The 11,724-nt window shown below is 72.0% G+C and carries 13 protein-coding genes and 2 pseudogenes; 8 read left to right on the top strand and 7 right to left on the bottom strand.

Going from position 1 to position 11,724, the window contains the following annotated elements:
- The coding region (locus F8271_RS25835; RefSeq protein WP_225854759.1) for a hypothetical protein at window positions 1-322 on the top strand (322 nt) is incomplete at its 5' end.
- A 214-nt stretch (window positions 323-536) separates the two neighbouring features.
- Window positions 537-2,045, top strand: a complete 1,509-nt coding sequence (locus F8271_RS25830; protein WP_151492425.1) for a phosphoesterase — start codon at window positions 537-539, stop codon at window positions 2,043-2,045.
- A gap of 110 nt (window positions 2,046-2,155) precedes the next feature.
- On the opposite strand, the gene F8271_RS25825 is transcribed toward F8271_RS25830, so the two are convergent.
- Window positions 2,156-2,716, bottom strand: a complete 561-nt coding sequence (locus F8271_RS25825; protein WP_151492424.1) for a MarR family winged helix-turn-helix transcriptional regulator — start codon at window positions 2,714-2,716, stop codon at window positions 2,156-2,158.
- Between the two features lie 102 nt (window positions 2,717-2,818).
- Between F8271_RS25825 and F8271_RS33400 the strand changes: the two are divergent.
- From F8271_RS33400 to F8271_RS25810, 4 genes and pseudogenes are all read left to right on the top strand, one after another.
- Window positions 2,819-3,451 (top strand): annotated as a pseudogene (locus tag F8271_RS33400) (LLM class flavin-dependent oxidoreductase); the annotation flags it as partial.
- Window positions 3,452-4,089: 638 nt separating this feature from the next.
- Window positions 4,090-4,320, top strand: a pseudogene (locus F8271_RS33395) (hemerythrin domain-containing protein); the annotation flags it as partial.
- A 139-nt stretch (window positions 4,321-4,459) separates the two neighbouring features.
- A complete protein-coding gene (locus F8271_RS25815) occupies window positions 4,460-5,056 on the top strand; it encodes a helix-turn-helix transcriptional regulator (RefSeq protein WP_151492423.1) in 597 nt (198 codons plus the stop codon).
- On the top strand, window positions 5,053-6,309 hold the full coding sequence (locus F8271_RS25810; protein WP_151492422.1) for an MFS transporter: 1,257 nt from the start codon (window positions 5,053-5,055) through the stop codon (window positions 6,307-6,309). Before F8271_RS25815 ends, F8271_RS25810 begins: the two co-directional genes overlap by 4 nt.
- Window positions 6,310-6,327: 18 nt before the next feature.
- On the opposite strand, the gene F8271_RS25805 is transcribed toward F8271_RS25810, so the two are convergent.
- From F8271_RS25805 to F8271_RS25790, 4 genes are all read right to left on the bottom strand, one after another.
- Window positions 6,328-7,023, bottom strand: coding sequence for an alpha/beta fold hydrolase (locus F8271_RS25805; protein WP_151492421.1), 696 nt, complete (start codon window positions 7,021-7,023; stop codon window positions 6,328-6,330).
- Between the two features lie 39 nt (window positions 7,024-7,062).
- Window positions 7,063-7,443 carry a VOC family protein gene (locus F8271_RS25800; RefSeq protein ID WP_151492420.1) on the bottom strand — a complete coding sequence of 127 codons (381 nt, stop codon included), beginning with the start codon at window positions 7,441-7,443 and terminating at the stop codon, window positions 7,063-7,065.
- Between the two features lie 23 nt (window positions 7,444-7,466).
- Window positions 7,467-8,072, bottom strand: coding sequence for a DUF4291 domain-containing protein (locus F8271_RS25795; protein WP_151492419.1), 606 nt, complete (start codon window positions 8,070-8,072; stop codon window positions 7,467-7,469).
- 77 nt (window positions 8,073-8,149) lie between these two features.
- Window positions 8,150-8,530, bottom strand: coding sequence for a hypothetical protein (locus F8271_RS25790; protein ID WP_151492418.1), 381 nt, complete (start codon window positions 8,528-8,530; stop codon window positions 8,150-8,152).
- A 56-nt stretch (window positions 8,531-8,586) separates the two neighbouring features.
- Between F8271_RS25790 and F8271_RS25785 the strand changes: the two genes are divergently transcribed.
- Window positions 8,587-8,772 (top strand): hypothetical protein, encoded by a 186-nt coding sequence (locus F8271_RS25785; RefSeq protein ID WP_151492417.1) that lies wholly within the window; start codon window positions 8,587-8,589, stop codon window positions 8,770-8,772.
- Window positions 8,773-9,118: 346 nt separating this feature from the next.
- On the opposite strand, the gene F8271_RS25780 is transcribed toward F8271_RS25785, so the two are convergent.
- Window positions 9,119-9,529, bottom strand: a complete 411-nt coding sequence (locus F8271_RS25780) for an MmcQ/YjbR family DNA-binding protein (protein WP_151492416.1) — start codon at window positions 9,527-9,529, stop codon at window positions 9,119-9,121.
- Window positions 9,530-9,671: 142 nt separating this feature from the next.
- Here F8271_RS25780 and F8271_RS25775 point away from each other — a divergent pair, with 142 nt between their 5' ends.
- Complete coding sequence (locus tag F8271_RS25775) at window positions 9,672-11,474, top strand: acyl-CoA dehydrogenase (protein WP_151492415.1); 1,803 nt, start codon at window positions 9,672-9,674, stop codon at window positions 11,472-11,474.
- A 13-nt stretch (window positions 11,475-11,487) separates the two neighbouring features.
- Here the strand turns inward: F8271_RS25775 and F8271_RS32610 are convergent.
- Window positions 11,488-11,724, bottom strand: a 237-nt coding sequence (locus F8271_RS32610; RefSeq protein WP_225854760.1) for a hypothetical protein, incomplete at its 5' end; no start/stop codon positions are given.

Raw genomic sequence — 11,724 nt, 5'->3', positions numbered from 1 at the left:
CCCGGTCCCTGTCCACGCATCGCAACACGGGCCCCGAGCCCCGGCGGTGCGGGCGGACAACAGCGTCGTGGGCCGGTACCGGCGCACGACGCTGCCCGGACACCTGCCCAGCCCGCCAAGCTGGACGTGCACCGGATGTGGGCGGGAGTGGCCCTGCGCGACCAAGCAGAGTCAACTGCTCGCCGAGTTCGGGGGCGCGCGGGCCGCCCTCGCCGTCTATCTCGGCTCCTGCCTCGTCGCCGCCGCCCAGGATCTGCCGACGCTGCCCCTGCCCCGGACGCGGCTCCGATTCCTGGGCTGGCTGCCGCGCGCCCGGATCTGACCACGACGCGCCGCAGTCGGTACCAGGCAAAAAGGAAATCGATGTGATGACCCGTCGGCCGCCCGTACGGCCCAGGGCGTCCGGCAGGTGCCCTGACCCGGGGCCGGAGCAGGGTGTTCATCGTGGCCCCGCGTCGCGTACAACGGCTGTTCATCGGCCTCTTCAAGGCTTCTTGATCGAAAGAGCACCCGCTTGATCGAGGAGAGGCTCTCACGTGAGAGACAAGCAGTCCGAAGAGACCGAGCACGCGCAGCTGTCCCGGCGCAAGCTGGTCAAGTACGCGGGCGTCGGCGCGACGCTGGCCGCCGCCAGCCCGCTGGTGGGCGCCGGTGCGGCGTGGGCCGACGAGGAGCGCCGGCCGGCCGACGAGGCGAACGACCGGGGCGGCTCCCGCAACCGGACGTGGCGTGCCGGCGACCACCACGTCCACTCCGAGTACAGCGGCGAGTTCGACACCACGAAGAGCCCGATCGTCTTCCACAAGGGCGCGGACGCGGTCTACCCGATCGTCACCAACGCCATCATGGCCAAGAACTTCGGCCTGACCTGGGCCATGTGCACCGACCACGGTGGACCGACCCACTCGAAGGTGAACATCGAGCAGGCGTACCCGGACCTGCTGCGCTCGCGCAAGCTGGTCCCCGAGGTGCTCCAGTTCTGGGGCATGGAGTTCGACGCGCCCTCGCTGGACCACCACACGCTGATGATCCCGCGCCACGACGACGAGGCGAAGCAGCTCTTCGAGCTGGAGAGCCGGTTCGCCAAGTACGACGCGTTCCCGACCGACCCGGCCCGTGACACCGAGGCCAAGATGGTGGAGTTCCTCAAGGTCGCGCGGGGGATGCCGCACAAGCCGCTGGTCATCGCCCACCACGCGTCCCGCTCGGCGCCCGGTCTCGGCGTATACGGCCAGGACACCCCGCGCGAGTTCCGCAACGGCAACAACGCCGCCCCGGACGTCTACATCGGCTTCGAGGGCGCGCCCGGGCACCAGGCCGGTCCGCTCAACGGCGGCAAGCGCGGCGGGTACGGCAACCACCCCACCTACGGTGGCTTCGACCAGATGACGGCCCGGGTCGGTGGGCTCTGGGACTCGCTGCTCGGTGAGGGCCGGCGCTGGTGGATCACCGCGACCTCGGACTCGCACGTGCACTGGACGCGCGGTGGCTCGGACTTCTGGCCGGGCGAGTACAGCAAGACCTACGTGCACGCCCGCCAGGACTACGGCGACATCATGGACGGCCTGCGCAACGGCCGGATCTGGGTGACCACCGGTGACCTGATCCGTAGCCTCGACGTGACCGCCAGGTCGCAGGGGCGGACGGCCGAGGTGGGCGAGACCATCACGGTCAGCCGCCGCAGCCGCACCGATGTCGAGATCGAGATCCGGTTCCGTCCGCTGGACGGCGTGAACGCCAACGGGGACCGCCCCGAGGTCCGCCGGGTCGACCTGATAGTCGGTCAGATCACCGGGCCGAGCGCCAACCTGGACGCCGACACCAACCCCACCACCAAGGTGGTGGCCCGGTTCGGTCCGCGCGACTGGCGTCGGCAGGGCGCGGACTACGTCATCCGGCACACCCTGCGCGACGTCGAGGCCGACACGTACGCGCGGGTGCGCGGCACCAGCACGGACGAGGCCGAGCCGCTCGCCGACGGGCTGGAGAGCCCGTGGGACGACCTGTGGTTCTACTCGAACCCGGTGTTCGTGCACGTTCGCTGACCCGGCACACCAGGGGGCCCGTCAGCGCCACCCGCCGTACGACGGTCGGGTGGCGCCGGCGGGCCCCGCCGTCTCCGTCCCGACCGCCGGCCGCCCTCGGACGCTGAGGTTCAGGTGGTGCCGCGGCGGCGTCCGGCCCTGCGCTCACCGGCCCCGGTCGCGGCCGGCTCGGGCTGCACCTGCTCCACCACCTGGCAGAGGTCGCGTAGCGGGTCGATCGCCTGGGCCGAACAGGCGACCCGTTGCAGCAGGGCCCGCAGCGTCGCCGACTCGGCTGGGGTGAGCGCCCCCAGCAGGTGCGACTCGACCTCCCGCAGCGCCCGCTGCCGCTGCTCCCAGGCCGCCCGCCCGGCGTCGGTGACGTCGACCAGCCGGCTGCGCCGGTCGGCCGGGTCCGCGCGACGGGCGACGAACCCGGGACGCTCCAGGTCGTCGATCAGGTAGGTGAGCACCGTACGGTCGATGCCGAGTTCCTCGGCGATCGCACCCTGGTTGCGGGCCGGTCCGTTGACCGCGGCGGTGAGCACCTGGTAGCCGCGCGGGCCGCTGGGAAAGTCGGCCAGGGCGTGCTCGGCCGCCCGGACGTAGCCCCGGAAGACGATCCCGAGCATCCAGCCCAGGTCGTCGTCGAGCGGATCGGGCCGGTCCCGCCGGTCAGTGGTACCCGTCATACCCCGACAATACCGCAGTTCGGCATACCTTGTTGGAAGCAGATGTTCTGTATGACATAAGGTTGAGGTTATGACGCGTTACCCGGAACGGGAGGCTCGCAGATGAGCGACTACGGCCACGACCTGGTCTTCGGCTCGTTCACCACACCCGGCACGGATGATCCGGACCGCACCGTCGGCCTCGCCGTCCTGGCCGAGCAGGCCGGCCTGGACCTGGTGACCTTCCAGGATCACCCGTACCAGCCGCGGTTCCTGGACACCTGGACGCTGCTGAGCTTCGTCGCGGCGCGAACCAGTCGGGTGCACGTGTCCGCGAACGTCACGAACCTGCCGCTGCGCCCGCCGGCGGTGCTCGCCCGCAGCATCGCCAGCCTCGACCTGCTCACCGGCGGTCGGGTCGCGTTGGGTCTCGGCGCGGGGGCGTTCTGGGACGCCATCGAGGCGATGGGCGGTCGACGGCTGACCCCGGGTGAGGGTGTACGGGCGCTGGAGGAGGCCATCGAGGTCATCCGGCAGATGTGGGACGCCGAGGCGCGCGGTGGCGTTCGTGTCGACGGCGAGTTCCACCGGGTCGTCGGCGCCAAGCGCGGTCCCGCCCCCGCCCACGCGGTGCCGATCTGGCTGGGCGCGTACAAGCCGTGCATGCTCCAGCTCACCGGACGTCGGGCCGACGGCTGGCTGCCCTCGCTGGGCTACCTCCAGCCCGGTGACCTGGCCAAGGGCAACGCGATCATCGACGAGGCAGCGCGGGAGGCGGGTCGCTCGCCCCGGGACGTCCGCCGGCTGCTCAACATCTCCGGCACGTTCTCGACCGTCGGCCGCGGCCCGCTCGACGGGCCGGCCGAGCAGTGGGTGCGGGAGCTGACCGAGCTGGCGCTGGGCGACGGCGTCGGCACGTTCATCCTCGCCAGCGACGACCCCGACGCCCTGCGCCGGTTCGCCGGCGAGGTGGCCCCCGCCGTGCGCGAACTGGTGGCGGCCGAACGCGATCGTGGCGGCGCTTTGGCGCGTACCCCCGCCGAACCTGTCGCGGCGACGCAGCCGGCGGCGGTCGTCGCGCCTCCCGCGCGGCCGGCCCGCGCGAGGGTGACCGCGGGGGCCTTCGCGGTGGTGCCGACGCCCGACGACGGCCGGCGGCTCAGCGACCGCCAGGTCTGGGACGAGTCGGCCCGCCCGACCGGGCCGGCGCCCGATCCGACGCGCACCTACACCGCGCACGAGCAGGCCAACGGTCAGCACCTGGTACAGGTGCACGACGGCCTGCGCGGCGAGTTGGCCCAGATCCACGACCTCATCGAGCAGGTCGCCGCCGGTGAGATCGACGCCGGTGCCGCCCGCTCCCACATCAACACGATGACCATGCGGCAGAACCGGTGGACGCTCGGTGCTACTGCGAGTCGTACTGCCGCATCGTCACCACCCACCACACGATCGAGGACCAGGCGCTCTTTCCGCGGCTGCGGCAGGCCGACCCGCGGTTGCGTCCGGTCATCGACCGGCTGGAGCAGGAGCACCACGTCATCCACGACGTGCTGGAGGGGGTCGATCAGGCACTGGTCGCGTACGTCGGAGCGCCGGACGGTCTGGCCGCGCTGCGCGCCGCGGTGAACCTGCTGACCGACACCCTGCTGTCGCACCTGAGCTACGAGGAGCGCGAGCTGGTCGAGCCGCTGGCTCGACTGGGGGTGAGCTGACGACGGTGCCGGGGTTGCCCCGACTGATCTGAGAGACTACTTTCGAAACATGTCTCTCAAGAATCCGTACGGGGATTTCGAGATCACCGAGCCGCAGGCCCTGCGCGCACTGGCCCATCCGGTCCGGCTGGCCATCCTCGACCGGCTCCAGCGGCACGGCCCGGCCACCGCCACCGGGCTCTCGCCGCACGTCGGCGCCACACCGTCGGTGGTCAGCTGGCACCTGCGGCACCTCGCCACGTTCGGCCTGGTCCTCGACGCCCAGGGCACCGCCAACAAGCGGGAACGCTGGTGGCGGGCGGCCTCCCGCGGTTTCCGCTTCACGCCGCCCGACGACGCCGAGGGGCAGGCCGCCGGCCGGCAGCTGCGCGGCGAGATGTTCGCCCGGTACGCCGAGACACCACAACAGTGGATGCTGCACGACGAACCCCGGCTGAACGACGAGTGGCGCGGGCTGGCCGGACTGGCCGACACGCAGTTCCTCGCCACCCCCGACGAGCTGCGGCACCTGGAGACCGCGATCGAGGAGCTGCTCGCCCCGTACGTGCTACGCAAGGACGACGACACGCCACCGGCCGGTGCCCAACTCGTGCGGATGCTGCGCTACCTGCTGCCCGATCCCGGCGACGACCGGCCCGCGTCATGACCACCGTCGACACCGCGCCCCCACCGGCCCTGCACCGCGACCGGCGGTTCCGCACCTTCTGGATCGGCGAGACGATCTCCCAGTTCGGTGACCGGATCAGCGAACTGGCCCTGCCGCTGATCGCCGTCACCCTGCTCGCCGCGACACCCGCGCAGGTCAGCGTCCTCACCGCGCTGATCTGGCTGCCCAACCTGCTGGGCCTGTTCCTCGGCGCGTGGGTGGACCAGCGCACCCACAAGCGCCGACTCCTGATCATCGCGGACCTGATCCGCGCGGGGGTGCTGCTCAGCCTGCCGGTGGCCTACCTGTTCGGTGCGGTCACCCTCACCCAGCTCTACCTGGTGGCGCTGCTCACCGGCATCGGAGCGGTGCTGTTCGCCATGGCGCACCAGGCGTTCTTCGTCGCCCTGGTGCCGCGATCGTCGTACGTGGACGCGAACAGCAAGCTGAGCATGAGCCGGTCACTGTCCTTCATCGCCGGCCCGGCGGTCGGCGGTGGGCTGGTCCAGGCGCTCAGCGCGCCGGTCGCGATCGTCGCCGACGCGGTCTCCTTCCTCGGCTCCGCACTGCTGCTCGGTCGCATCCCGGTCACCGAGCCGCCTCCACCGCCGAGCCAGCCGTCCACACTCCGCCTGGTCCGTGAAGGGCTCGTGCTGGTGCTGCGCCACCCGGTGCTGCGCGCCGCGCTCGGCTGCACCAGCACGGTCAACTTCTTCACCTTCATCACCGCCGCGCTGCTCGTGCTGTACGCCAGCAACGACCTGCACCTGTCGCCCGGCGCCATCGGCGTCGCCTTCGGTGTCGGCGCGCTCGGCGGGCTGGCCGGCGCCGCGCTCGCCCCACGGATCTCGCGCGCCATCGGGCTCGGCCGCACCGCGATGATCGGTGTGGTGCTGTTTCCCGCGCCGCTGGCGCTGACCGCCCTGATCACCGGCCCCACCTGGGCGAAGGTGGCCATGCTGGCGGCCATCGAGCTGGTCTCCAGCGTCGGGGTGATGCTGATGGACGTCAACCTCAACGCCCTGATCGCCGCCGTCACGCCCGACGACGCGCGAGGCCGTCGGGCCGGTGCGTACAGCGCCGTCAACTACGGCATCCGGCCGCTGGGCGCGCTGCTCGGCGGCGCGCTGGGCACCACCATCGGGCTGCGACCGACCCTGGCCGTCGCCGGGCTGGGCGGCACCGTCGCCGTGCTCTGGCTGCTCGCGTCACCGGTACGCCACATCAGGACCCTCGACGACCCGGCGACCTGACCACACCGGCCGCCGCGGTCAGCTGGCCTGCGCCACCAGCAGCTCGGCCAGCTCGGTGGGCTGGGAGAACATCGGCCAGTGGCCGGTGGCCATGGTGACCAGCCGCCAGTGCTCGCTGGTCAACAGCTCGGCCACGGTGTCGTTGGGCTCCGGGCCGTCGAGCAGGCACTTGATATACGTCGCCGGCAACCCGCCCAGCGGACGATCGAGCACCGCCGGCTCGGTCAGCGTCGCTCCCGGGTGCGGGGTGGCACCCTCAATGAATCGGGCGACCTGCCCGTCGGTGAGCCCCTGGCCGTCGAAATCGGCCGGGCCCGCCGGCGGCCAGTAGCCGCCGTTGTCGGCGAGCAGCGCCTCGAACACCTCCCGGCCCTGCCACCAGCCGGACGCGAACGACCCGCCGTCGACCGGCACCTCCGAGTCGACGAAGACCACCCGGGCCAGCCGGTCGCCGATCCGCTCGGCGGCCTGACCCACCGGGATGCCCGAGTAGCTGTGCCCGACCAGCACCACATCGCGCAGACCCCGTCGCTCGATCTCACCGACGATGTCCTGCACGTGGGTCTGCTGCCCGGCGGGCGCGTCCCGCCTCTCGGCCAGGCCGGAAAGGGTCAGCGGATGGGCACCGTGGCCCGCCGCGCGCAGCGACGGCACCACCTCGTCCCATGCCCACGACCCCAACCACGCCCCCGCCACCAACACGAATTCGGCCATGCCGTGACCCTAGCGTCGACCGGTGACAACCCCGGCGGCTCACGGCCAGGTGCGGGCCTGCGCCGCGAAGACCTCCGGTGGGCTCTCCACCGGCAGCACGCACAGCAGGTGGCCACCGGGTGCCCGCAGGATCCGGCACTCCAGCCACCGCGTCACCTCGGTGGCGCCCAGGCCGATCAGCCGCGCGGTCTCGGCCGCCACGTCGTCGGTCTCGATGTCGAGGTGATAGCGCGCGACGTCGTCGACCGCCTGGACCGCCGTGACCAGCCCCGGCAGCGCCTCGTGCAGGCCGACGAACTGCGGTTCGCTGGGATGGGTGCGGGTGGGCACGCCCAGGGCCGCCGACCAGAACTCCGCCGAGCGGGCGGCCTCCGCCTCGGGAGCGTCGATCAGCAACGCGTACACGCGGCTTCGATGCATGCGGGACAGGGTACCGACGACGCCTACCCGTCGCTCGTCACGTCGAGGCGGGCAGCGACCTGCGCCGGCAGGGGATAGGGATGCTCGACCGGCAGCAGGTCCCGGGCCGCCCGCTCCTCACTGGCGCGCAGAAGATCGCGGACGCGGTGCACGGTCGGGGTGATGTCGGTGACGGCGACGACCCAGTCGTCGACGTAGCGCGCGACAGCCTCGCCGGACAACCCGACCTGCAACGACCGGTACGGCAGGGCACGCGGGTGCAGTGTCCGTTCCGGATCCCACTGCACCCGCACCGGGCTGCTCCTCAGCTGCCGCGACCAGGTCGCCCGGTCGCCGTGCACCTCCCGGTCGTAGTGACTCAGGCAGGCTCGCGCCAGCGCCCACTCGAAGCCCTCCCGCGTGATGTCGATGGACAGCACGCGTTCCTGGCCGGGCTTCGTGGCCCAGCCACAGCGGTACATCATCCACCGGAAGGACGGCTTGATCCAGGTCATCCGGTCCCGCTTGAAGGGCGCCACGAATCGGCCGGCGGCGACCGCCGGCAGCGCGACCTCCGGGGGGTACGCCTGGTACACGGTGATCGTGTCGGCCGAGTGGCGCGCACGGATCTGACGGACGGGTACGGACACACCCCGATGGTCACCGATCGGGCCCGACCGCTCCACCGAGATTCGGCACCCCTGGGGTGCACGCCCGGACCGTACGCTCAGGAATGGTCCACCGGAGGTGGGCCAGCTTCCACCGGCATCCGGTAGACCCGGATCGGATAGTCGACCGCCGACCGCCCGCCGTTGAGCCCCGCGGTGAGGTGCAGTTGTGCCGCCGGCATCCAGAGCTGTACGTCGGCGTCGAGCCACATAGCTTCCACCCACGCCAGGCGAGGGTCGGCGACGACCGTCCACACACTGCGGTCCGGTGCCACGGCGAGGACTCGTCGGCGTTCCACATCGCTGAGATAGACGGTGCCGGTGGCGTCGATCGCCGTGCCGCCGGTGCTGGGCGTCTCGCACCACGGCTGCACCTGGCGGGCCAGCTCGTCGGCGGGCACCGTCGGGTCGTCCAACCAGCGCGTGCCGATCCGGGACATGCCGCCGGACGCCGGTTGGTAGTACAGCCACCGCCCGTCGGGTACGCGGTGTCGCCGTGAAACCGGACGTCGCCGACGTAGCTGCTCGGACGTACCGCCGCATCGAGGCGGTAGACGCGGTCCACCCGGTCGCCGTCCACGTCGACCACGATCAGCCGCGCGCCGCCGGCAACCTGCTGGCCGCCGATCTGCGGCGCCCCCGAGTCGATGATCCACAGTCGGCCGTCCGGGCCGGCCCGTAGCCCGTTGACGTGCACGAACGCCGCGTCCGGCGACTGGTCCGCCCGATTCCACGTCGCGTCCGGGTACGGGATCCGGCCACCGTCGGGCAGGGCCTCCACCACCTGCACACCCGGCCCCTCCGCCGACGGGTAGCTCAGGAAGACGCGCCCCCGCAGCGTGGTCACACCCGTGCACACCCGGTCCTCGGTGAGCGCCGGCGTCAACCGAGGATCCTCCTCGGTGGGATGCATGGACACGGGCCCGCTCCTCACGTCGCCGCCGCCGGCGCCGGTCGGCCCGGCCGCCGCCCGCGCGGTATCCCCGGGCCGGACACCGCGAACGCCGGCCGACGGGCACCGTCAGCGCTCAGTCGAGTCGGTCGACCAGGGTGGCGAGCCGCTTCGGCGCCAGGACGCAGTAGCTCTCGGTGAGCAGCTCGCCGACCTCGCCCCAGTCGGTGTCGTCGTCCAGGACCATGCCCATCACGTTCGGACCCCACTCCGGCTTGTAGAAGGGGTACCCGCAACCCAGGAGACCGGCGATCTCGTCGGGCGGCGACCGGAAGATCAGCAGACAGGACGGCCGGTCCAGCGCGGCGGCGCGCGCGTGCGCCGGCTGGCGGGCGGGGTCGACGGTGAGCACGTGGGCGAAGGTCCGCTTGCGGATCCGCCAGCGGGTGCCCACCCAGGCTGGCTCCTCGTAGGTCTCCGGCAGCCCGAGGCAGACCGGGCGCAGCCGGTCGAGGACCTCGGGGTCGACGTCTCCGGGTGCGGTCACGGCCAGGGACCCTAGCGGGCCGGTACGACACGTCACCGCCTCCGCGGGCGGTGGTGTGCGCCCGAGAGATCCGTCAGGATGGGCCGTGGCGACGCGGGCCGCCGCCCGGAACCGACACACCCCGTGCCCGCTGAGGAGTACCGTGCCGTCCAACCTGCTCTCCCGCCGCGACCTGAACTTCCTGCTGTACGACTGGCTGCGGGTGTCTGACCTCGTCGAGCGTCCCCGCTACGCCGAGCACTCCCGGGAGACCTTCGACGACGCGCTGGACCTCGCCGAGCGGGTGGCCACCGAACAGTTCGCCCCGCACAACCGGGCCGCCGACCTCACCGAACCCACCTTCGACGGGCAGCGGGTGCGGCTGATCCCCCAGATCCGCGAGGCGCTGGACAGCTTCGCCGGCACCGGCCTGCTCACGGCCGGGCTGGACGAGTCGGTCGGCGGCCTGCAACTGCCCCACGCCGTCGCGGCAGCCTGCTTCGCCTGGTTCCAGGCCGCCAACGTGGCCACCTCCGCGTACCCGATGCTCACCCTCGGCAACGCCAACCTGCTGCTCACGTACGGCAGCGCCGCACAGGTCGACGCGTACGTCCGGCCCATGCTGGACGGTCGGTTCTTCGGCACCATGTGCCTGTCCGAGCCGCATGCGGGCAGCTCGCTGGCCGACATCACCACTCGCGCCGAGCCGCAGGACGACGGCACGTACCGGCTCTTCGGCACCAAGATGTGGATCTCCGGTGGTGACCACGAGCTGGCCGAGAACATCGTCCACCTGGTGCTGGCGCGGATCCCCGGCGGCCCGCCCGGGGTGAAGGGGATCTCGCTGTTCATCGTGCCGAAGGTGCTACTGGCCCCGGACGGGTCGCTCGGCGAGCGCAACGACGTGGTGCTGGCCGGGCTCAACCACAAGATGGGCTTCCGGGGCACCACCAACACCCTGCTCACCTTCGGCGACGGCGGGCACACCCCGGGCGGCCGCCCCGGGGCGGTGGGCCACCTCGTCGGGGCCGCGCACCAGGGGCTGGCCCAGATGTTCCACATGATGAACGAGGCGCGGATCGGCGTGGGGGCCGGCGCGACCGCACTCGGCTACACGGGCTACCTCAAGAGCCTGGCGTACGCCCGGGAACGGCCGCAGGGCCGGCCGATCGGCGCCAAGGACCCCGCCGCACCGCAGGTGCCGATCATCGACCACCCCGACGTCCGGCGGATGCTGCTGGCCCAGAAGAGCTACGTGGAGGGGGCGCTGGCGCTGGTGCTCTACTGCGCGCGGCTGCTCGACGAGGAGAAGACCGCGCCGGCCGACGCCGACCGTGAACGGGCGCACCTGCTGCTGGAGGTGCTCACCCCGATCACCAAGAGTTGGCCGTCGCAGTGGTGCCTGGTCGCCAACGACCTGGCGATCCAGGTGCTCGGCGGTGCCGGCTACACCCGCGACCACGACGTGGAACAGCACTACCGGGACAACCGGCTCAACCCGATCCACGAGGGCACCCACGGCATCCAGGCGCTGGACCTGCTGGGCCGCAAGATGACCATGCGCGGCGGCGCAGGTCTCGACCTGCTGACCGGGACGATCCGGGACACGATCGAGCGGGCCCGGCGGGTCGGCGGTGAGGCCGACGAGTGGGCCGACCGGATCACCGACGCGGTGGACCGCGTGGTCGCGGTCACCCGCCGGCTCTGGGCCGACGGTGACCCGGTGCTGGCGCTGGCCAACGCCAGCGTCTACCTGGAGGCCGTCGGACACGTGGTGGTGGCGTGGATGTGGCTCGAGCAGGCGCTGGCGCTGCCCTCGGCGGACACCGGGGACGCGTTCCACGCCGGCAAGCGGCAGGCGGCGCGCTACTTCCTCACAGTCGAGCTGGCCCGCACCGGCCCGCAGTTCGACCTGTTGGACAGCCGGGACCGGACCGCCCTCGACATGCGCGCGGACTGGTTCTGAGCCGACCCGCGCCTCAGCGTCGCCGGGTCTGGTGGTGCATCGCCTGCCGTCCCTTGACGACGCCCAGCACGATCACCACGACCAGCGCGATCAACCCGATGATGATGAGCCAACGGACCGCTTCGAGGAGCAGCCCGAGCAGGATAAGCACGCCGGCGACAACGCCGACGACCCAGAGCATGGCACGCATCAGAACCTCCAGTGACCAGCCGCGGCGCGATGCGGCGACTCCAAGGCTCCCCTTCCCGAT

The organism is Micromonospora sp. ALFpr18c (genome assembly GCF_008868155.1).
Lineage (GTDB): Bacteria > Actinomycetota > Actinomycetes > Mycobacteriales > Micromonosporaceae > Micromonospora.
This window is presented reverse-complemented; position numbering and strand designations above follow the sequence as displayed.

What these genes read in the sequence shown, in the direction of transcription:
- F8271_RS25815 (WP_151492423.1), top strand. Translation starts at nt 4,460, where the DNA reads ATGTCTCTCAAGAATCCGTACGGGGATTTCGAGATCACCGAGCCGCAG.
- F8271_RS25800 (WP_151492420.1), bottom strand. Translation starts at nt 7,443, where the DNA reads ATGCATCGAAGCCGCGTGTACGCGTTGCTGATCGACGCTCCCGAGGCG.
- F8271_RS25790 (WP_151492418.1), bottom strand. Translation starts at nt 8,530, where the DNA reads ATGTCCCGGATCGGCACGCGCTGGTTGGACGACCCGACGGTGCCCGCC.
- F8271_RS25805 (WP_151492421.1), bottom strand. Translation starts at nt 7,023, where the DNA reads ATGGCCGAATTCGTGTTGGTGGCGGGGGCGTGGTTGGGGTCGTGGGCA.
- F8271_RS25810 (WP_151492422.1), top strand. Translation starts at nt 5,053, where the DNA reads ATGACCACCGTCGACACCGCGCCCCCACCGGCCCTGCACCGCGACCGG.
- F8271_RS25825 (WP_151492424.1), bottom strand. Translation starts at nt 2,716, where the DNA reads ATGACGGGTACCACTGACCGGCGGGACCGGCCCGATCCGCTCGACGAC.